Genomic DNA, 20,593 nt, shown 5'->3' with positions numbered 1-20,593 from the left:
TCACGAGGGGACCTAAATGACTGAGCAAAGTGGCGCCAGCCTTAAGTACGACGGCGGTCAGCTTGACCTCCCGCGAGTGAAGGCGGCCGAAGGGAACGACGGATACGACGTATCCAAGTTGCTCAAGGAAACCGGGTCTGTCACCTTCGACCCCGGCTTCATGAATACCGCCGCAACCAGTTCCGCCATTACCTACATCGATGGCGAGGCCGGTATCCTGCGGTACCGCGGCTATCCGATCGACCAGCTGGCCGAGCACTCCAGCTTCCTCGAGGTCTCGTACCTGCTGATTTACGGAAACCTTCCCAGCGACACCGAGTTAGCCGCGTTCGACGAGCGGATCCGCCGGCACACTCTGCTGCACGAGGACCTGAAGGGTTTTTTCGGCGGCTTCCCGCGCGATGCGCACCCGATGCCAGTGCTGTCCTCCGCGGTGTCGGCACTGTCGACGTTCTACCAGGATTCGCTCGACCCGTTCGACGACGAGCAGGTTGAATTATCCACCTTCCGGCTGCTGGCGAAGCTGCCGGTGATCGCGGCCTACGCGCACAAGAAGTCGATGGGCCAGCCGATGCTGTACCCGGACAACTCCATGAACCTGGTGGAAAACTTCATGCGGCTCTCCTTCGGCCTGCCGGCCGAGCCGTACGAGATGGATCCAACCATGGTCAAGGCCCTCGATCTGTTGCTGATCCTGCACGCGGACCACGAACAGAACTGCTCGACGTCGACCGTCCGGCTGGTCGGAAGCTCGAATGCGAACATGTTCGCATCGATTTCCGCCGGCATCAACGCGCTCTTCGGGCCGCTGCACGGCGGAGCGAACGAAGCCGTCCTGAACATGCTCCGCGACATCAAGGCCGACGGCACCGAGCCGGAGGACTTCATGGAGAAGGTCAAAAACAAGGAAGCGGGTGTGAAGCTGATGGGCTTCGGGCACCGCGTCTACAAGAACTACGACCCGCGCGCAAAGATCGTCAAGGACACCGCCCACGACATTCTGTCGAAACTGGGCGGCAATGACGAATTGCTGGACATCGCCGTGCGGCTTGAGGACAAGGCCCTGGCGGACGACTACTTCATCGAGCGCAAGCTATACCCGAACGTGGACTTCTATACCGGCCTGATCTACAAGGCCATGGGATTCCCGGAGAAGATGTTCACGGTGTTGTTCGCTATCGGACGCCTGCCCGGCTGGATCGCCCAGTGGCGCGAGATGATGCAGGATCCGCAGACGAAGATCGGCCGTCCCCGCCAGCTCTACACCGGCGAGACCCAGCGGAACTATCCCGCCCGGTAGTTGCTGGCGAGTCTGGTACTTCGTCAGGCGCCATGTAGGTGCTCGCTCCCCGTTGTGACTTTTAACCCTGCGCGCGCAGGTCAATAAGTCACAACGGGGAGCGCGGGCGTTAATGGCATCGCGGGCGCCAACGCGGAGCGCGGCATTAAGCGGGCCTGGCTGTTACGCGCCGTCGCACCCGCGACTCCAGGTGACTACGCGCCGTCGTACCCGTTGGGGTTGTTCTTCTGCCAGCGCCAATGGTCCTCGCACATCTGATCGAGGGTCCGGTCGGCTGACCAGCTCAGGTCCGCCAGCGCGGCGGACGGGTCGGCATAGCTGACGGCAGCGTCGCCCGGCCGGCGTCCGGCAATTTCATTCGGCAGTGGATGACCGACCGCCCGTTCAAACGCGGAGAGGACCTCCAGCACCGAGGAACCCTTGCCTGTTCCCAGATTCCAGCGGTGGACGCCGGGATGCTCCGGAAGGTAGTTCAGCGCCAGCAAGTGGCCCACGGCAAGGTCGACGACGTGAATGTAGTCGCGGATGCAGGTTCCATCCGGCGTCGGATAGTCATTTCCGAAGATCATCAGTTTCTCCCGGCGCCCGACGGCGACCTGCGCGATGAACGGCAGCAGGTTGTTCGGGATACCCTGCGGGTCCTCACCGATCCGGCCTGATTCATGCGCACCGACCGGATTGAAATACCGCAGCAGGGCAACGGACCAGCGCGGATCGGCGGCCGCGACGTCGGTGAGGATGTCCTCGATCTGTTCCTTGGTCCGCCCGTAGGGGTTCGTGGCGTTCAGCTGCATCTTCTCCACCAGGGGAACTTCCTCGGACGCGCCGTACACGGTGGCGGAGGAGCTGAACACTATGGAACGGACGTCATGTGATTCCATCACCCGCAGCAGCGACAGCGTCCCTGCCACGTTGTTGTGGTAATAGTGCAGCGGCTCGGAAACGGATTCCCCCACGGCTTTGAGACCGGCAAAGTGGATGACGGCGTCGATCCTGGATTGGCCGAACACAGCACTCAGAGCGGGTTCGTCCAGGAGGTCCAGCTGATGGAAGGACAGTTGCTTTCCGGCGAGCTCCTCCACACGGCGCAGGGAATCACGGCTGGAGTTGGACAGGTTGTCCACCACGACGACATCGTGGCCTGCCTCGAGCAGTTCCAAAGTTGTATGTGAGCCAATGTATCCGCTGCCGCCGGTAACCAGAATTCTCATACCGCCAGCATATTTCACCGCGACAGCTGAACTGAAAACGGCCTGCTCCCCGTCGGGCTTCAGCTTAGGGGTGGAGTACTGCCGGTGTGAGCGTTACCCTGAGGAACAGTCCTGTTTGCGCAGTCAGTTGGGAACGAATCATGCATCACACCGGCGGTCCTGGCTGGCGCATCACGCTCGACACCTCCGGGACCATGCTGCTTGCCCTGTATCTGCGGGATGCTGCCGGGCTTCATGATGCCGGCGATCCGGCGGTTTCGCCAGCAGAGCCGAAGGTCCGCCCCGTCGACCCACGGCAGGCGGTAGCCCGGGCCGGGGGCGTGGAAGCACTCCGGATTGAATGGTCCACCTGGTGGCATGCCCTCGCCGCTGAAAGACCAGGAGCCGTCACGGCACTGGATCCGCCGCTCTTTCGGGCGTTCACCGGATCTCCGGCATTGCAGCGGTTTTGTCAGGCGCACTTCGGCGCCGCGCTGAGTTGGGGCCGTGAGCGCAAGAGCGAATACACCAGACTGGAAGCGACCCGCCAGATCACCGGAGAACCACGGCTTCTGGCGCAGCTGGTGGAGGAACGGGAAATGGAGCTCGGGCGGAACGCGCGCAGCTTCACGCTGAACATCATCGAACTTCCCCTGCTGGAGAGGCGCGCCTGGTATATCGAACCGGACAGACTGATCATGAGCCGGCATCTGCTCGAGGACGAGGATGCCTTGCGCAGCTTCGTTCAGCCGATCATCGAACTTCTGGTCTAGCTGTCCCCGCCGACGTCGTCCGGTCCCGCGAGGGTGATACGGACCTGGCCGGTTTCGGTTTCAGCCACTGACCACTCGGCTTCCGCCCGCGACCATTGCAGGCCGGCAAAGCTCACTCCGGTGATATTGAGTTCCTTTGCGCTGGCCACCGCCCAATGTGCAATGGCCCAACCCTTGGTTCCACTTGCTTCAACCACGACGGCGCGGTCTCCCGCCGTCGTCGGATAGTCGCCGAAAGCGGTGGTTAGTCCTGAGATGACGGCTTGCGGATCTCCCGGCGCTTCCGGCCTGCGGAGGGTGCAGTTAAACGAACCCGGGGAGTGGCCGGTCAAGGCTGACGCGAAGGCACGCGCCTCGTCTTCGTGGTCGGCATATGCATCGGGAAAAGCCGACCGCTGTACACGTTGCGCCGCATCGGTGACCGCGAGGTCTTCGTAACCCTCGATCTGGACCAGCACGTCGTAGAACGCGTTCGTGGCGTAGACCGGATTGAGCAACTGCTCCGGGGTGCCCCAGTCCTGCGACGGCCGCTGCTGGAAGAGCCCGACGGAATCCTTGTCGCCGTAATCAATGTTGCGCAGTTTTGATTCCTGGATAGCCGTCGCCAGCGCGATGGAGGCAGCCCTCGGGGGCAGCCCGCGCTGCACCGAAAGCCCGGTGATCAGAGCGGCATTGGCGGCCTGATCGGGGTCAAGCTCGTAGGAATCAGGACCGACGACGGCGGTGCACCGCTCGCGGACCAGCGTCTGGTTCTCCTGCAGGTAGCCCACGGCGATGAGGACCCCGGTGGCAACGAGGGCCAGCAGCGCCACCAGGACGACCGAGTGCCGGAGCCTGCGCTTGAGTTTGCGGTTCACCACTAGTTGGCGTGCAGGGCCGCGTTCAGCGCCACGGTTTGCCCCTGGCGTGGGAGGGCCTCGACTTCACCGGACGTTGAGTTGCGGCGGAACAGCAGATTCGGCAGCCCGGACAGCTCAGCAGCCTTGACGACGGTACCGCGCGGTGGCTGGGACGTCTGCTCGTCGGCGGACTGCACACCGCCGGCGGAATCCACCGAGGCGCCCGGATCCTTGCTGGACTTGCGGCTTCCGGCCACCAGAACACGTACCCGGGTACCCGAGGTGACATACAGGCCGGCTTCAACCACGCAATCATCGCCAATGCTGATGCCGACGCCGGAGTTCGCGCCGAGGAGGACGCGCTCACCGAGCTTAATCCTCTCCTTGCCCCCGCCGGAGAGGGTGCCCATGATGGATGCGCCACCGCCGACGTCGGTCCCGTTTCCGACGACCACGCCGGCAGAGATGCGGCCTTCGACCATGGAAGCGCCTAGAGTTCCGGCATTGAAGTTGACGAAGCCCTCGTGCATCACCGTGGAACCTTCGGCCAGATGTGCGCCGAGGCGGACCCGGTCGGCATCGGCGATCCGCACGCCTGCGGGCACAACGTAATCGCTCATCCGCGGAAACTTGTCGACGCCGTGAACCTGCACATGGCCGCGGCGGCGAAGCTTCAGCCGGGTCAGCTCAAAGCCCTCGGGCAGGCAGGGACCGAAGTTGGTCCAGACGACGTTGGCAAGTTTGCCGAAGACGCCGTCCATATTAATGCTGTTGGGCGTCACGAGACGGGTCGACAGCAGGTGCAACCGCAGGTAGGCATCGGCAGTGTCTGCCGGAGCCGTATCCAAGTCAATGTCCGCGAATACAACCCGCTGGGTGGTTCCGCGATCGGCGTCGTCGCCTTCCCCGGCCAACGCTTCCAGCTGCTGTTCCACACTCCGGTCCGCATCGTTGGCGGAGCCGAGGGCGGGAGCCGGGTACCAGACGTCGAGTACGGTCGAATCGTGGGCAACGGTGGCCAGGCCAAATCCGTAGGCGTGGCGGAGCGTGTCGGGAGCGTTGTCGTTTGCGGAGGGGGAAGTCATTGATCCAGTTTATCGGCGGTCAGGCGTTCAGCCATACCGCACTCCTCGCCGTGGCGTAACGTGGAGGATCACTGGCGTGGCGGGGGTGCCGCCGTCGTAGGCTTAGCAGGTGACTACTTCGAGCAACCCACTTGACCTGCACCAGGATGTCGCGGCGCTGACGGCGGCATTGATGGACATCAACAGCGTCTCCGGCAATGAACAACAAATTGCCGCCGACGTCGAAGCGGCCCTGCGCGATCTTGGCCACCTGGAGGTGCTCCGGGACGGCGATGCGGTGATGGCACGGACGAATCTCGGACGGAAGGAGCGGGTCATCCTGGCCGGCCACCTCGACACGGTGCCATTGCCGACGGCGGAGGGCTCGCGGGGAACTGTTCCGTCTCAACGGGACGGCGACATCCTGTTCGGGCGCGGTGCGACGGACATGAAGGGTGGCGTCGCAGTGCAGCTGGCACTGGCGGCCGGTCTGCATACCCCGAACCGGGACGTCACCTTTATCTTTTACGACCACGAAGAGGTCGAAGCCTCATTGAGCGGCCTTGGCCGGCTTGCGGATCACCACCGTGGGTGGCTCGACGCCGATTTTGCGATCCTGCTCGAACCGACCAACGGAACGGTTGAGGGCGGCTGCAATGGCACTGCGCGGTTCGAGGTGACGACGACCGGCAAGGCGGCGCACTCGGCCCGCGCCTGGATGGGGGAAAACGCCATTCATGCGGTGGCGGAAGTCCTGGCCCGGTTGAAGGCCTATAAGCCGGCCACCGTCGACGTCGACGGCCTTGCCTTCCGTGAGAGCCTGAACGCCGTGAAGATCCATGGCGGCACTGCGGGGAACGTCATTCCGGATAAAGCCGTCGTGGAGGTCAATTACCGGTTTGCTCCGGATAAGACGCAGGAACAGGCCCAGTCGCATGTCCGCCGGCTGCTGGAGGACTTCGACGTCGTTGTCACGGACTCGTCTCCGGGAGCGCGCCCCGGGCTCAACCATCCCGCCGCCGCAACGTTCGTGGAGGCAGTTGGTGCCGAGCCGAAACCGAAGTACGGCTGGACCGACGTGGCACGCTTCAGCGAACTCGGCATTCCCGCCGTGAACTTCGGACCCGGAGATTCGCTGCTGGCTCATACCGACAACGAGCACGTCTACGCCGGTGCCATCCGCGACTGCCTGGCGGCATTGCGGACCTGGCTGGCGTAAACCCGCATCGACGGTTCAAGTTCAGAAGCAAACGACCGGTACACGCATTTGATAGGTCGGCAAGCCTGCTACTTAGGTTCGGCCGCAGGTTCGATTTCCGTCATTTCCGCACCCTTAACCTTGCGGCCGGCGCGGTGGCTGAGGAAAACCGACGATCGTTGGGCGATCCAGCTCAGTGCGAAGTTGACCACGATAAAGATGGCGGCTGTGACCAGCAATGCAGGCAGGATGTTCCCTTCACCGGATCCGAGACGCCGGGCGTTAACCAACAGCTCAGGATAGGTGATGATGTAGCCCAGCGCGGAGTCTTTCAGAATGACCACGAATTGGCTGATGATTGAGGGGAGCATCGCCACTAATGCCTGCGGCAGTTCAACATTGCGCAGGGATTGCGATCGGGTCATCCCGATCGCCGACGCGGCTTCGCGTTGCCCCTTCGGCAGCCCGTAAACACCGGAGCGGACCAGCTCAGCAATCACGGAGCCGTTGTACAGCGTCAGGGCGATGACGACGCCGTAGAAAGGGGCCTCCCCAGGATCGAATATTCCGCTGGTGGCAAGCAACATGAAGAAAAAGATCATCATCAACAGCACAGGCACGGCACGGAAGAATTCCACAATGAGCCCGCAGAACCAGCGGACTGGGCCGTTATGTGACAATCTGCCGAGCCCGAAGATGATGCCGAAAAGCATCGAGCTCAGGATGGCTACGCCTGCCGCCTGGAAGGTTCCGAGTAGTCCGGGGATGAGGTAGAACTGCCACGTCCCCGGGTCGAGGAAAGGTGACCATTTGGCTGCCGTGAGTTGGCCCTGTGCGGCCAGGCCGCTTATGACCCAGGCGACGACGCCGAGAACCGCGAGAGCACCAATGGCATTGCCGATTGCCATATTGCGCTTGGCTTTGGGCCCCGGCGCGTCAAATAGAACGGACTTTTGTGCACTCATCTCGCTACCGCCAATTTCTTCGACAGGTACGTGGTCAGCAGTCCAATGGGGATTACCAGTATCACGTATCCCACGGCAAAAGTCAGGAAGATCATGAGGATGACGTCGGATCTGAACTCGATCATCGCCAGCATGAGGCCAGCCGTTTCCGCAACGCTGCCTGCCGCGGCCACGGTGGTGTTCTTCGTCAACGCGATCATGGTGTTGCCGAGAGGTGCGATCGCGCCGCGGAAGGCCTGCGGCATAATGACGAGGCGCGCCGCGGGCAGAAAGCTCAAGCCGATCGCGCGGGCCGCTTCGGCCTGGCCGAGCGGAACTGTATTGACGCCGCTCCTGATGGACTCACAGACGAAAGCCGCGTGGTACACGGATAAGCCCAGGACGGCTATCCGGAAGAAGTTGAGATCGAAGTCGTCGGCCAGGATCAGATTCAACTGGGCGTACAGGCCCAAAACGCCAAAGGCGATGATAATGGTCAAGGGGGTGTTGCGGAAGATATTGACGTACGCGGCGCCGGCCCACCGCAGGCTGGCAACCGGGGAGATCCGCATCAGCGCGAGCACGGTCCCAAGAATCAAAGATCCAATTGCTGCCCAAAAGGCCAGTTGGATGTTAACCCAGAAGGCACCCAGCACGTCGAATTCTTCGAAAAGAGATAAATACGCGTCAAAGTACTCGGTCAGACCATCCATGGTTCACCTCGTTTCGGGCAGGTCGTTGTTGAAAAGTGCAGAGGCGACGTTGTGGGAGCCGGATAGAGGCCGGCCCCCACAACATCGCCAGGGTTTTATGCGCAGGCGTCGGGCTCCGGCGGATTCTTCTCCGCATTCGGCTCGAAATTGATGCCCTCGAGGTTGCTGTCGAGGAACTTCTGCCACGAGCCATCCTCAATCATCTTGGTGATGGCGGCGTTGACGTCTTCGCAGATGTCATTGTCCTGAGGAAGACCAACTCCGTAGCGCTCTTCAGAGAAGGTATTACCGACAACTTTGAAATCACCTTCGTAGGCTGGATCAGCAGCGAGACCGGCCAGGATGATGTCATCCGTCGTTACAGCATCGATATTGCCGCCCTGCATGGCGGAAACGCACTCCGCGTAGCCGGGTTGTTCGAGCAGATTTACATCTTCGGCGAACTCGTCTTTTACCGTCTGGGCTGAGGTTGAACCGGTGACAGAGCACAGGTTCAAACCATCCAGGTCCTCCGGACCCTGCACATCGGACTCGACCGGAACCAGCAGGTCCTGGCCGGCGACGAAGTACGGACCGGCAAAAGCGACCTGTTGTTTCCGCTCATCCGTGATCGAGTAGGTCGCGAAGATCATGTCCACCTGGCCATTGGAAAGCTGGGTTTCACGGGTGGCTGAGGGGGTGCTGACCCACTCGATCTGATCCTCGGAATAGCCGAGCTCGTTGGCCACATACTTGGCGACATCGACGTCGAAGCCTGTGAACTCGTTACCTTCCTTCAGGCCCAGGCCTGGCTGGTCGAATTTAATGCCGATGCGGATGGACTCGCTGCTGCCTTCGCCGCCACCTCCTCCGCCGCCGGCTTCATCGCCGCCGCCGCCTCCGCCGCAAGCTGTCAGGGTCAAGGCCGCAGCCGCGGCCATTGCGGCGAATGCCTTTCGGGTATTGCGCATGTTTTTCTCCTTGCTAGATGGCTCCCCCCACATGGAAAAGCCGGTGGATATGGAATCGCTATTGAGTGAGAATCTTGCCCAGAAAGTCCTTGGCCCGGGCACTCTTTGGATTCGTGAAGAACTCCTCCGGTGTAGCTTCTTCCACAATTTGTCCGTCAGCCATGAACAAAACCCGATCCGCAGCCTTACGGGCAAAGCCCATTTCGTGCGTAACAACAATCATCGTCATTCCCTCTTTGGCCAGTGCGACCATGGCGTCGAGGACCTCATTAATCATCTCCGGGTCCAGCGCCGACGTGGGTTCATCGAAGAGCATGACCTTGGGCTTCATCGCCAATGCCCGTGCGATCGCCACACGCTGCTGCTGCCCTCCGGACAGCTGCGCCGGTAACTTATCCGACTGATTGGCCACGCCCACTCGTTCCAGCAGGCTCATGGCCAGGTCCTTCGCCTCGGTCGCCTTCATCTTGCGGACCTTGACTGGACCCAGGGTCACGTTATGCAGAACGGATTTGTGCGCAAAAAGGTTGAAGGCCTGGAAGACCATGCCGACATCGGACCGGAGCTTGGCCAGCGCCTTGCCCTCGGAGGGCATGTGATTGCCGTCGATGGCAATATCGCCGTCGTCGATTGTTTCAAGTCTGTTGATGGCGCGGCACAACGTTGATTTGCCCGAGCCGGAGGGACCAATGACCACGACGACTTCGCCGCGTTTTACTTCCAGGTTGATGTCCTTGAGAACATGCAGCTCGCCAAAGTGTTTGTTGACGTTCTTCAGGGACACGAGCGGTTCGGTGCCGTCTGCAGAGTTGGAAGCAGGCACGGTGCTCGCCGATGAATCACTAGTCATGGAACGAATCTAGCGAATAGTGACCGGCTAGTAACCCTCATTCGCCGGAAAGTTGGAAATCGTGATTGAAGAGAGACCCGTCGGCTAGCCTTGACGCATGATTGAGCGTGGAAAACTGAACCACCACGAGGAAGTTCCGTCGCGGCGCAAGGGCCCGGTGGAGCTGAAGCGTGGGCTGTCGAAAACGCCGACGTCGGACCAGTCGCTGCTGGACACGACGACTCCGGGCGGTTTTACCCATACAGACCCGTGGCGTGTGCTGCGGATCCAAAGTGAATTCGTCGAAGGATTCGGCAGCCTCGCCGAGCTTGGCCCAGCTGTTTCCGTCTTCGGCTCGGCGCGCACCAACGGGAACAGCGACTACTACCGCATTGCCGAGGATGTGGGACGCCGGCTCGTCGAGGCTGGTTTCGCCGTCATTACCGGGGGAGGCCCGGGCTCGATGGAGGCGGCGAACAAAGGGGCGTGGGAAGCCGGCGGCGTGTCCGTCGGTCTTGGTATCGAGCTCCCGTTTGAGCAGGGGATGAACGAGTGGGTGGACCTTGGGGTTAATTTCCGCTACTTTTTCGCCCGCAAAACCATGTTCGTCAAGTACGCCCAAGGGTTCATCGTGCTTCCCGGCGGGCTCGGAACCTTGGATGAACTCTTCGAAGCGATGGTCCTGGTCCAAACCGGAAAAGTGACATCATTCCCCATCGTGCTGATCGGAAGGGCCTACTGGGGCCCGCTGCTGGGATGGCTGGAGGAGACCCTTGTCAGCGAAGGTATGGTCTCGCCGTCGGACATGGAACTGGTGCATCTGGTCGACTCCGCCGAAGAAGCCGTACGCGCCGTGGTCCAGGATGTCCGTCACCAATAGGCGGGAGCTCAAAGGCCGGCCCGCCGATCTGGCACGATAGTGCTGTGACTTTCTTCCTGGTGTTCCTGGCTATCCTGGCGGCGGGATTCGTCGTCGTTATGGCCCTGGGCAGGTTTAATCGGCCCGGATCCGGGGACGGGAAGGAAGCTGCGGCCGCCTGGCGTTGGGAACGTGGTGAAGTGCCGTCCGTCCAGGGACTGGCCGAACCTGTCGCGAATCTTCCGCCGGTGCTGTTGCCGCACCACCCCACGGCGGACGACGTCGACAGGTTGCGTTTTTCGCCGGCGTTCCGTGGGTACCGGATGGACCAGGTTGACGAGGTGCTCGACTGCCTCCGCGACGAGCTGGCAGGCAGGGACGAACGAATCGCCGAGCTGGAAAAGCGTACAGGCACGGTGGAGCATCGCTGTGTGGAAGATGCTTCCGGAGACACGACCGAGACACCCACCGACGACGATGCGTGAGGCGCTGAGGGCCGGCCCGGATGTTTGACGAGCGCAGCAACGGAACGTTGGGTCGGGCACTGGCATATCCGCTGCGCAGGGCCGCCTGCGCCGCACGGTTCTGGCCCTGGTACGTCCAAGTTGGGCTCATTTATGCTCTCTCCCGGCTCGTATCGTTCTGCATTTTCGTAGCAGTGGCCCGGCACCAGGGACCCAGCCCTTGGGGCCCAGGCCAGCCGGGTTACCTGGATTTCATCAACATCTGGGACGCCGAATGGTACGAGCGGATCTACAGCGGAGGCTACCCGGAGGAGATTCCCCGCAGTGATTCCGGGGACACGTTGACGAATGCCTGGGCCTTCTACGCGCTGTTTCCCTTCACAGTCCGCATCGTCCACGCGCTCACCGGGCTTGAGTGGAAGGTGGCAGCTCCACTGCTGGCAACGCTGGCAGGACTGGCCGCCATGTTGGTGATCTACAAACTGTTCCTGCTGGTCGGTTCGAGGGCAGCGGGGCGGTCGCACGGCTTCGGCACGTCCAGCAGCCGCAATCGCAGCGGACATGAGAATTCGTTGTGGGGCGCTGCACTGGTGGCGGTGTTTCCGGTGTCGCCGATCCTGCAGGTTGGCTACGCGGAATCGCTCCACCTGCTGCTGTTGGCGGCGTCCTTGTACCTGTTGCTGTGCCGGGCCTATCTAACCGCCGTGCCAATAGTGCTGTTGATGTGCCTGGCCCGGCCCGCCGGTGTTCCCTTTGCCGCGATGATCGCTGTCCATTTCCTCATCCGGTTCATCAACCGAAGGCAGGATCCGTTCCCGCTCCCTGAAGTGCTGCGCGCGGCTGGTTTGGGCATTGCCAGTGCCGTCTGGGCTGTTGCCTGGCCCTTGATTGCCTGGTGGGTGACCGGCCAGTTCGACGCCTACACCGAAACGGAAACTGCCTGGCGTGGAGAGGATTTGGTGCTGTTTCTGCCGTGGTTCGAGAGCGGGCAGAGACTCTTCGGAGACGTGTTTGGGCTCTTGGCCCCCCTGCTGCTGGTGCTGGCCGCCGTCGTCTATCTCGATTCTGCGGCGGTGCGCCGGATCGGCACCGACCTGCGGGTTTGGTGTGCGGCCTACATGCTGTATCTGCTGGCCTTCCTGCACCCGCAAACCAGCACGTTCCGGCTGCTGCTTCCGTTGTTTCCGCTGGCCCTGGCGGCCGTCTACTTTTCGAAGTCGCGCGCCTACCGTACCGCCGTCGTCGTCCTCTTCCTGCTGCTGCAGATTGTCTGGGTGGCATGGCTGTGGTTGTGGAATCAGCTTCCCGGTGGCGGCGACTATCCACCGTAATTAACCGTTCCGGCGGTTGGGACAGGATAATGTGAGATAGACAATGCATGGCGCCCAGCGGCCTGGAAAGGTCCGCGTGGGCGGTCGGCGAGGATGATGCCGGTGTCCGGTGCCATGAGATTAGTGTTGACGCGAATTGCGCTGCGACCGCGGCGCCTCCACTGTGGAAGGGAAATTCCTTATGGCGGCCATGAAACCCAGGACCGGCGATGGTCCGATGGAAGTCACTAAAGAGGGGCGCAGTCTGATCATGCGCGTGCCGCTCGAAGGTGGCGGCCGGTTGGTCGTTGAACTGAATGCGCAGGAGGCGGGCAGTCTCAAAGACTGCCTGCTCGGTGTCACAGATAACTGACTCGGGAGAGATGCAGGCTATGCCGGAAACCACCCGCAGGACATTGGAAAAAGCGTTGTTGGAGCCTGCCATGACAGCGGTGACCGCGCTGCCATCGGCCAACGACGGCGGGTCGCTGGCGGAGGATGCCGCTGCAGCAGACGTGGACGTCCTGGTGGTTCCCATTGCCGTGCCACGGAACGGCGGTTTCTCCAGTGACGGCACCGCGTTATCCGCGGGCACGGCGGCGGGGAAGGGCGGCGAGGAACGGGGGACTCCGCAGCCGCGGCCCACGGCTGTGCAGGTGGCCATTGCATACGACGTCGATGTCGCCTGTGTTGCCGAACTCAACAATGTCAGTGGCCAGGCAGCCGAAATTCTCATCGTTCCCGCGCCACGGAATCGTGACGACCTCCCGGCGAAACTGATCCTGCTCGGTGTCGGCGATGAAAGCGCCAAGAGCCTGCGACGTGCGGGGGCCGCCCTGGCGAAGGCCACGACCGGAGGGTCGAGGGTGCGGGCAAGCGTCGTCGAGGGCCTGGACACGGAAGCCCAGCGCGCGTTTACCGAAGGATTCCTGCTGGGCGGATACCGGGCGCCACGGGCGGGCGTCACCAACACGCCCAAGCCGATGGCCGGGCAGCTCGAGCTGACCGGGGCTGACGAAGAAACCGTTCGCCGCTCCGTGGTCACAGCCCAGGCAACATGGCTGACGCGGAATCTGACGAATATGCCATCCAACGTGAAGAATCCCGAGTGGATGGCTGCCCAGAGCAGACGGCTGGCCGAATCCGCCGGCCTCAACATCCGGGTCTGGGATGAGAAGCAACTTGCGGCAGAAGGCTTCGGCGGGCTGACCGCCGTCGGTGGCGCGGCCGCTGCTCCGCCCCGTCTGGTCCAGCTTGATTACGCGCCGGACCGCGAAGGGACCTCAGACACCAAACACATCGTCCTGGTGGGCAAGGGCATCACCTTTGACACCGGAGGGATCTCCCTCAAGCCGCGTGAGGCGATGATGCCGATGAAGACGGACATGGCTGGTGCCGCCGTCGTGCTCTCTGCAATTCAGGCCGCCGCTGAACTCGGCGTCGAATACCGGGTGACGGCACTGCTGGCGCTCGCCGAGAATGCAATTGGAGCAGAATCATACCGGCCGGGCGACGTCGTAACGGCCTTTGGGGGCACAACGATCGAGGTGGGCAACACTGATGCCGAAGGCCGGATGGTGTTGGCAGACGCCCTCGCCTATGCCGTGCAGGAGCTGGCTCCCGATGTGTTGATCGACGTGGCGACCTTGACCGGCGCCGCTGCCGTTGGACTGGGCAAGCACGACGCCGCGCTCTTCAGCAATACCGACGGGCTTGCCTCCGCTTTCCAACGGGCCGGCGATGCGACCGGAGAACGCGTCTGGCCGATGCCGCTTGTGGAGGACTACACATTTGCCCTGGAATCTCCGATTGCGGACCTCACCCACATCGCCGCTCCGTCAGCCAAGATCCAGGGCGGATCGATCTTCGCGGCGCTGTTCCTGCGCGAGTTTGTAGGAACGACTCCTTGGGTTCACCTGGACATCGCCGGTCCGGCCAGGGCGGATTCCGATCAACACGAAATCACCAAGGGAGCCACGGGCTACGGAACGAGACTGCTGCTCAGCTTTCTGCGCGGCGGTTTTTAGTCGGTTTGGCCGGGATGTTCCGCCAGCGCGCCTGCGGACACTATGAGTGAACTCACACTTATTCGTCATTAGTGGTATGCGGGCCAGCTTAGAATAGATATGGGCGAGGCGCCCACACCCCTGAACGACTCTGCCAGTCACCAAGGGTGACGTATGTGCGCAGCAGCGGCGCAGCGCCGGCGATGGCCGGAGAAGCCGTCCTGCTGGAACATTCAGCACAGGGGCAAAACATTGCAATCCGGCCGGCGACGATGATGTGCCCGGTCGGGACGGAAGGTAATTTTCTTGAGCCAGCAGTCAGAGAAGTGTCTCGATCAGTGGACCAACCGCGAAGCACTCGCAGAGGCGATGATTCCCCTCATTGGGCGGCTGTACCGCGAAAACAACGTCGTCATTTCGGTCTACGGCCGCAGCCTGATTAACCAGTCGGTCGTCGGCCTGCTGAAAGCACACCGTTTCGCCCGGCAGATCGACAACGTGGAACTGCCGTTGGAGGAGACCCTGCCGGTGCTGCAGGTCTTGAGCACCTTGGATCTTGGACCGGCCTCGATCGACTTGGCGCGGTTGGGTGTCCGCTTCCGTCAAGAAGGTTCTGGCAGGTCGCTGGAGGAATTCCTGCGCGCCGAACTTGCCGGCGTCGTCGGTGGACATGGCACGGACGAACGCACCAGCACCGACGTCGTTCTTTACGGCTTTGGCCGGATCGGGCGCCTGCTGGCCCGCATTATGATTGAGCACTCCGGTGGCGGAACCGGGCTCCGGCTTCGGGCGATTGTTGTCCGCCGTGGCTCCGATTCGGACCTCATCAAGCGCGCCAGCCTGCTGCGCCGGGATTCGGTGCACGGACCCTTCGAAGGCACGATCACCGTCGACGAGGCCAACAACACGATTCTCGCCAACGGCACCTTGATTAAGGTCATTTACTCCAACGACCCGTCAACCGTCGACTACACCGCATACGGGATCAACGATGCCGTCGTCGTCGACAATACCGGCCGCTGGCGCGATGCCGAGGGACTTTCCAAGCACCTGGCCTGCCCGGGCGTTGCCAGGGTCCTTCTGACCGCACCCGGCAAGGGCGACATCAAAAACATCGTGCATGGCATCAACCACGACACCATTGGGGACGACAACATCGTGTCCGCGGCGTCGTGCACCACGAACGCCATCGTGCCCGTGCTGAAAGCTGTCAACGATAAGTTCGGTATTGTCCATGGCCATGTGGAGACCGTGCACTCGTTCACCAACGACCAGAACCTGATCGACAACTTCCACGCCGGCGACCGGCGCGGACGTTCCGCGGCGCTGAACATGGTGATCACCGAAACCGGTGCTGCCAAGGCTGCGGCCAAGGCGCTGCCGGAATTGACCGGGAAACTGACCGGTAACGCCATCCGCGTCCCCACCCCGGATGTCTCGATGGCGATCCTGAACCTCAATCTCGAACACGCCACATCGAAGGATGAGGTAAACGCCTACCTTCGCGACATGTCGCTGAATTCCGATCTGCACAAACAGATCGACTACATCGACTCACCGGAAGTCGTCTCCAACGATTTTGTCGGTTCCCGCCGTTCCGGAATTGTCGACGGATTGGCAACAATCACGGCCGGCAACAACGTCATCCTCTACGTTTGGTACGACAACGAGTTTGGTTACAGCTGCCAGGTCATTCGGGTCCTGGAGGAAATGGCAAACGTGCATCCGCCGGCTTTTCCGCTGGAGCGGGAACTGGCGTTCAGCAACGTCTGATCGGGCTTGGTCAGCCTTGCTTGACGGCGAGGAGCAGGCCATCGCCGGTGGGGAGGAGGGTCGAGACCATCCGCTCGTCCTCCCGGACCATGCGGCCGACTTGGCGAAGCACGTTGGTTGTCGCCTCGCGGTTGGCAGGGTTTGATACCCGGTCGTGGTCCAGGGCGTCGTTGATGATCAGCATTCCACCGGCTTTGAGCAGCCGGATCCCCTGCTCGACGTAGATTGGGTATGAAGACTTGTCGGCGTCGATGAAGACCATGTCGTAGGCGCCGTCGGTCAAGCGCGGCAGGACATCGGCAGCCTTGCCGGAGATGGTTCGGGTGCGGTTGCCGGGGATGCCAGCCTCGGCGAAGGCCTCGCGGGCGGCACGCAGATGATCGACGTCCGCATCGATGGTGGTCAATACGGCCTGGCGGCCGAGTCCGCGCAACAGGCAGACACCGGAGACGCCGGCACCGGATCCCACTTCGACTACTGTATTGGCCTTCGAACCGGCAGCGAATACTGTCAGGGCGGCGGCGACACCCGTGGTGACCGGCTTAACCCCGAGTTCATGGGAGCGTTCCCTGGCGCGCAGGAGGACATCGTCCTCTTCGGGCAGGCCCTCCGCATAGGACCAGCTGCTCGACTTATCCGCGCTCATGCCTTCACTTTCCTGCTGCCGCCAATGCTCGTACCCGCCAAGCCTACTGTTAACGCGGCGGGAATACGTTCAAACGCGCTGCTGTTATGGGAGGTGCCGCAAAATTGCCTGCCCTTTCCGCTTCTGACGGCGGAATCCACACAGAAAACGTTCAGCTTGATCAGGAATCATAAATACCTAGGACATCCGCAGATGAGGCAGTCTCGAACTATATACATAAGATCTCCGCGCTGACCGGCAGTTGGCCGGCCGAGGTACCGCGCAGTGTTCGGGACAAGATGGGAGCAACGATGTCTGGACCAAACAGCCCGCTTGCAACGACGGGCGGCGAAGCCGTGCAGAACGAGCACGCCGCATGGGTCCCGCCGACGTGGGAACAGGTCGTCAACGATCATTCAGCCAAGGTTTTTCGGCTCGCCTACCGCCTGACCGGCAATCGCTTCGATGCAGAGGACCTGACGCAGGAGGTCTTCGTCCGGGTATTCCGCTCCCTGGCCAACTTCAAACCCGGAACTCTTGACGGTTGGCTGCACCGCATCACCACCAACCTCTTCCTCGACCAGGCGCGCCGTAAGCAGCGTATTCGGTTTGACGGCCTCGCTGACGACGCCGAGAGCCGGCTTCCGGGGCGTGACCCCGGCCCTGAGCGCAGTTTTGAATTCAACAACCTGGATCTCGATATCCAGGCAGCGTTGGAGGAGTTGCCGCCGGACTTCCGTGCCGCCGTCGTTCTCTGTGATATCGAAGGACTGTCCTACGAGGAAGTTGCGCACGCACTCGACATCAAACTTGGAACCGTCCGTTCGCGCATTCACCGCGGACGCACCATGCTTCGTGAAAAACTGGCACACCGTGACCCGCGGGTCCAGTCGGGTGCGCCGCGCCTGAAGATGCCGCGCGTGGCGGGTGCACTCTGATTAGTTGACAATGTACTTGCGTCATCCAGTTACCAGATATCTGGAGGGCGGTCTAAAAGGCCGCACGCTCCAGCGCTTTGAGCGGCATTTGGACAATTGCTCCCAATGTTGCGCCCAGGTCGAAGTGGATCGTCGGATCCAACAGCGGTTGCGTGAAATTCCCGAGCCTGAACCACGCAGCGATTTGGCCGAACGTATCCTGGCGCGCAGCGCCCGTACAGATCCGTCGTCCGTTCCTGACGAGGGGCCGGCGCTGGGCGGCGGTCCAAGGACAGCATGGGTGGAGTCGGAGAGTCCAAGGACGAAAAAGCTCCTCGCGGCCGCTGGCTCGGCCACCTTGGTGGTCGTCGTGACGCTGAGCGGAGCATACATAGCCGGTGGTGGTGCAGGCACTGAAGCAGACGTAGCAGATTCGGTATTCGCCGAGGCGAAGTCCATCAGCGGCCCAAATCAACCTGTGGTTCAAGAGGCGGCCATGGCGCCGGAGGATCTCAATAGACTTCGTGCCGCAGGATGGAACTGCCCCGAATTGGCCGGACTCGGTTATCACCTTGAGTACGCACGCGGCTATCAGGTTGCAGGCCAACCGACCGTCGAGCTTGTACTCGCCAGAGGCGATTCGACAATTACGGTCTATGAGCGGCGGAAGATGGAGGTCCCCGACCTCGAAACGCACCCCGCAGGTTCCGCCCCGGTCATCAACGCCGCCACCGGACAGTCGCCGGCGTCGGACGGGTTCTCACCGGTGCCGCTGGATATGAGCAACGACAGCGTCACTCAGATGTGGTTCCGGCACGGGGAGCGTTGGCAGATAGCTTTCCAATCCCAGGAGGCCTGGTACACAGTCGAGTCTGACCTCCCGGTGACCGAGGTAGCTGCAGCGGTAGCCCAGGTCGCGACGACGGACCGTGCACAGCTTGCCCGGCCGGACAATACGGAACCGGCCGGAGTGTTCGACAGGATCTGGCAGGGGTTCAGCGAAATTGGCCGGTAGCGAGGTTCCGCCGGAATCGCTGCCTGCGCGGCCAAGGGGGTAATCTTTCCTCGTGTTTGGAATTAATGGGCTCGAGTTCGTCGTTTTGGCGGTCATCGCTGTACTGGTGATCGGCCCCGAACGCCTGCCTGAATACGCGGCCCAGCTCGGGCGGCTGGTGAAGGAACTACGCCGGATGGCGACCGGCGCCCGGCAACAGCTGAAGGACGAGGTCGGTTCCGAATTCACAGACGTTGATTGGAAGAAGCTGGATCCGCGCCAGTATGACCCCCGGCGCATCATCCGCGAAGCTTTGCTCGAGGACGACGATCCAGATCCGGTGAAGCCGCAGAGCCCCAACGGGCCGAAACCAGGCGGGTCAAGCCCGTCGGGAGCGTCCCCGGGTACGGGTAACAGCACCGGGACCGGCGCGGGAGCGGCTGCGGCAGCGGGAGCTGCTGCGACCGGAGCAGCGGCGGCGGCGGCCGCGGCTAATAAAAATGAGTCAGTCCCGAAAACCTCCGCTGCCTCAAGCGCCGCAGCAGGAGCGGGTGTACCAAGCGACACGGGCGCTGGTGCTTCATCCAGCTCCGCCGCGGGCAAAAGCAGATTGGAGCGGCTCTCAACCGGACAGCCGGCCCCGTACGACCTCGAGGCCACCTAGCAGGACGGTCATAGCCCCAGCGGCAGCGGCGTCGAGGCGGAGCGGTTTACTTCGGAGTGACGCCCAGTTTCATACCTGACAGTCCCCGGGGCCGGTGGCCTATTTGGCCGGCAATCCTGCTCAGCTCACGGGCAGCAGGACTGCTGTCCGGATCGAGGACAATCGGAGATCCTTCGTCCCCACCTTCGCGCAACGCCACATCGAGAGGGATGCTGCCGAGCAGTGGTACCTCCGTCTGCATGGTGGAGCTCAGCCGGGAGGCAAGGTTCCTGCCACCGCCCGACCCGAAGACTTCCATGGATGTTCCATCGGGAAGGACCAGATGGGACATGTTTTCAATAACGCCGGCGACCTTCTGTCCAGTTTGCAGGGCGATTGCACCGGCCCGTTCAGCAACATCCGCGGCGGCCGATTGCGGCGTTGTCACCACCAGAATTTCCGAGCCCGGCAAAAGCTGGGCGACTGAGATCGCCACATCACCGGTCCCCGGAGGCAAGTCCAGCAGGAGAACATCCAGATCGCCAAAGTAGACATCCGTCAGGAACTGCTCGAGGGCACGGTGAAGCATTGGTCCACGCCAGGCCACGGGTTGGTTTCCGGTGACGAACATCCCGATTGAGATGACCTTGACGCCGTAAGCGACGGGTGGGAGGATCATCTCGTCCACCCTGGTTGGGGTTTGATTGATTCCCATTAGTTGCGGCACGGAAAATCCGTAGACGTCGGCGTCGATGATGCCGACGCGCAAACCTGATGCGGCCATCGAACAGGCGAGGTTGACCGTGACGCTGGACTTGCCGACTCCGCCTTTGCCACTCGCGACGGCATAAACCTTGGTCAGCGATCCTTCGTCGTTAAAGGGAATGCCCCGCCCGCCAGTGGAGCTGCGCAGCTGGTCTTTCAAGGCCTGGCGCTGTTCGGGCGTCATTACCTCCAGCTTGACTTGCACGGAGCTCACACCGTCCAGGCGCTCCACTGCCTTGGTGACATCACCGGTAATGGTCTCCCGCAGCGGGCAACCGGAAATGGTGAGAAGCACGACCACGGTGAGGGCGCCGTCGTCGTCCACGTCCACACTGTGTACCATCCCCAGCTCGGTTATGGGCCGGCGCAGTTCAGGGTCCAGCACACCGTTCAGGGCACGGTGGACTGCATCAACTACGGGGGAGGGCATGCCCCGA

21 protein-coding genes and 1 pseudogene are annotated in these 20,593 nt (G+C 62.1%); 13 read left to right on the top strand and 9 right to left on the bottom strand.

Annotation, left to right across the window (positions count from 1 at the left end; genetic code table 11):
- Positions 1–16: 16 nt before the first annotated feature.
- The gene (locus Y707_RS0106055) at positions 17–1,300 is read left to right on the top strand and encodes a citrate synthase (protein ID WP_026534404.1); all 1,284 of its coding nucleotides are present in this window, start codon (positions 17–19) and stop codon (positions 1,298–1,300) included.
- A gap of 194 nt (positions 1,301–1,494) precedes the next feature.
- On the opposite strand, the gene galE is transcribed toward Y707_RS0106055, so the two are convergent.
- A complete protein-coding gene (galE, locus tag Y707_RS0106050; RefSeq protein ID WP_026534403.1) occupies positions 1,495–2,511 on the bottom strand; it encodes a UDP-glucose 4-epimerase GalE in 1,017 nt (338 codons plus the stop codon).
- Between the two features lie 140 nt (positions 2,512–2,651).
- Between galE and Y707_RS0106045 the strand changes: the two genes are divergently transcribed.
- Complete coding sequence (locus tag Y707_RS0106045; protein ID WP_026534402.1) at positions 2,652–3,263, top strand: hypothetical protein; 612 nt, start codon at positions 2,652–2,654, stop codon at positions 3,261–3,263.
- Here Y707_RS0106045 and Y707_RS0106040 read toward each other — a convergent pair.
- Both Y707_RS0106040 and dapD read right to left on the bottom strand, forming a co-directional pair.
- Positions 3,260–4,120, bottom strand: coding sequence for a hypothetical protein (locus Y707_RS0106040; protein WP_026534401.1), 861 nt, complete (start codon positions 4,118–4,120; stop codon positions 3,260–3,262). The genes Y707_RS0106045 and Y707_RS0106040 overlap by 4 nt on opposite strands.
- Positions 4,121–4,122: 2 nt before the next feature.
- On the bottom strand, positions 4,123–5,187 hold the full coding sequence (gene dapD / locus Y707_RS0106035) for a 2,3,4,5-tetrahydropyridine-2,6-dicarboxylate N-succinyltransferase (protein ID WP_026534400.1): 1,065 nt from the start codon (positions 5,185–5,187) through the stop codon (positions 4,123–4,125).
- Positions 5,188–5,296: 109 nt separating this feature from the next.
- On the opposite strand from dapD, the gene dapE reads away from it, so the two are divergent.
- Complete coding sequence (gene dapE, locus Y707_RS0106030; RefSeq protein ID WP_026534399.1) at positions 5,297–6,385, top strand: succinyl-diaminopimelate desuccinylase; 1,089 nt, start codon at positions 5,297–5,299, stop codon at positions 6,383–6,385.
- 68 nt (positions 6,386–6,453) lie between these two features.
- On the opposite strand, the gene Y707_RS23935 is transcribed toward dapE, so the two are convergent.
- The 4 genes from Y707_RS23935 to Y707_RS0106010 all read right to left on the bottom strand — a co-directional run bounded on the left by Y707_RS23935 (position 6,454) and on the right by Y707_RS0106010 (position 9,821).
- Entirely contained in the window at positions 6,454–7,329 is an 876-nt protein-coding gene (locus tag Y707_RS23935; protein ID WP_035780566.1) for an amino acid ABC transporter permease, read from the bottom strand.
- On the bottom strand, positions 7,326–8,021 hold the full coding sequence (locus Y707_RS0106020) for an amino acid ABC transporter permease (protein WP_035780564.1): 696 nt from the start codon (positions 8,019–8,021) through the stop codon (positions 7,326–7,328). Before Y707_RS0106020 ends, Y707_RS23935 begins: the two co-directional genes overlap by 4 nt.
- A gap of 95 nt (positions 8,022–8,116) precedes the next feature.
- Complete coding sequence (locus tag Y707_RS0106015) at positions 8,117–8,971, bottom strand: glutamate ABC transporter substrate-binding protein (RefSeq protein ID WP_026534397.1); 855 nt, start codon at positions 8,969–8,971, stop codon at positions 8,117–8,119.
- Between the two features lie 58 nt (positions 8,972–9,029).
- The gene (locus Y707_RS0106010; protein ID WP_051441702.1) at positions 9,030–9,821 is read right to left on the bottom strand and encodes an amino acid ABC transporter ATP-binding protein; all 792 of its coding nucleotides are present in this window, start codon (positions 9,819–9,821) and stop codon (positions 9,030–9,032) included.
- Positions 9,822–9,918: 97 nt separating this feature from the next.
- On the opposite strand from Y707_RS0106010, the gene Y707_RS0106005 reads away from it, so the two are divergent.
- The 6 genes from Y707_RS0106005 to Y707_RS0105980 all read left to right on the top strand — a co-directional run bounded on the left by Y707_RS0106005 (position 9,919) and on the right by Y707_RS0105980 (position 16,212).
- On the top strand, positions 9,919–10,680 hold the full coding sequence (locus Y707_RS0106005; RefSeq protein ID WP_051441701.1) for an LOG family protein: 762 nt from the start codon (positions 9,919–9,921) through the stop codon (positions 10,678–10,680).
- Between the two features lie 44 nt (positions 10,681–10,724).
- Positions 10,725–11,144, top strand: coding sequence for a DivIVA domain-containing protein (locus Y707_RS23930; protein ID WP_253905075.1), 420 nt, complete (start codon positions 10,725–10,727; stop codon positions 11,142–11,144).
- Positions 11,145–11,164: 20 nt separating this feature from the next.
- Positions 11,165–12,454: a hypothetical protein gene (locus tag Y707_RS0105995; RefSeq protein ID WP_051441700.1), complete on the top strand. Its 1,290-nt coding sequence runs from the start codon at positions 11,165–11,167 to the stop codon at positions 12,452–12,454.
- A 181-nt stretch (positions 12,455–12,635) separates the two neighbouring features.
- Entirely contained in the window at positions 12,636–12,806 is a 171-nt protein-coding gene (locus tag Y707_RS29590) for a DUF3117 domain-containing protein (protein ID WP_081744661.1), read from the top strand.
- Complete coding sequence (locus Y707_RS0105985) at positions 12,790–14,460, top strand: leucyl aminopeptidase family protein (RefSeq protein WP_253905074.1); 1,671 nt, start codon at positions 12,790–12,792, stop codon at positions 14,458–14,460. The genes Y707_RS29590 and Y707_RS0105985 overlap by 17 nt, the downstream gene beginning before the upstream one ends.
- Positions 14,461–14,745: 285 nt before the next feature.
- Positions 14,746–16,212 (top strand): glyceraldehyde-3-phosphate dehydrogenase, encoded by a 1,467-nt coding sequence (locus tag Y707_RS0105980; protein ID WP_026534392.1) that lies wholly within the window; start codon positions 14,746–14,748, stop codon positions 16,210–16,212.
- Positions 16,213–16,222: 10 nt separating this feature from the next.
- On the opposite strand, the gene Y707_RS0105975 is transcribed toward Y707_RS0105980, so the two are convergent.
- Positions 16,223–16,858 carry an O-methyltransferase gene (locus Y707_RS0105975; RefSeq protein ID WP_026534391.1) on the bottom strand — a complete coding sequence of 212 codons (636 nt, stop codon included), beginning with the start codon at positions 16,856–16,858 and terminating at the stop codon, positions 16,223–16,225.
- A gap of 290 nt (positions 16,859–17,148) precedes the next feature.
- Here Y707_RS0105975 and sigE point away from each other — a divergent pair, with 290 nt between their 5' ends.
- The 4 genes and pseudogenes from sigE to Y707_RS33425 all read left to right on the top strand — a co-directional run bounded on the left by sigE (position 17,149) and on the right by Y707_RS33425 (position 19,412).
- The gene (sigE, locus tag Y707_RS0105970; protein ID WP_155852766.1) at positions 17,149–17,775 is read left to right on the top strand and encodes an RNA polymerase sigma factor SigE; all 627 of its coding nucleotides are present in this window, start codon (positions 17,149–17,151) and stop codon (positions 17,773–17,775) included.
- A gap of 10 nt (positions 17,776–17,785) precedes the next feature.
- Positions 17,786–17,872 (top strand): annotated as a pseudogene (locus tag Y707_RS33430) (hypothetical protein); the annotation flags it as partial.
- A 183-nt stretch (positions 17,873–18,055) separates the two neighbouring features.
- Entirely contained in the window at positions 18,056–18,769 is a 714-nt protein-coding gene (locus tag Y707_RS0105965) for a hypothetical protein (protein ID WP_253905073.1), read from the top strand.
- Positions 18,770–18,821: 52 nt separating this feature from the next.
- Positions 18,822–19,412: a twin-arginine translocase TatA/TatE family subunit gene (locus tag Y707_RS33425; RefSeq protein WP_081744660.1), complete on the top strand. Its 591-nt coding sequence runs from the start codon at positions 18,822–18,824 to the stop codon at positions 19,410–19,412.
- Positions 19,413–19,458: 46 nt separating this feature from the next.
- On the opposite strand, the gene Y707_RS0105955 is transcribed toward Y707_RS33425, so the two are convergent.
- Positions 19,459–20,586 (bottom strand): Mrp/NBP35 family ATP-binding protein, encoded by a 1,128-nt coding sequence (locus tag Y707_RS0105955; protein ID WP_026534388.1) that lies wholly within the window; start codon positions 20,584–20,586, stop codon positions 19,459–19,461.
- Positions 20,587–20,593: the final 7 nt, after the last annotated feature.

The organism is Arthrobacter sp. H14 (assembly GCF_000520495.1).
In the GTDB taxonomy this organism is placed as follows: Bacteria; Actinomycetota; Actinomycetes; order Actinomycetales; family Micrococcaceae; genus Arthrobacter_C.
The sequence above is the reverse complement of the archived record's forward strand: the minus strand, read 5'-3'. Positions and strand labels throughout refer to the sequence as shown.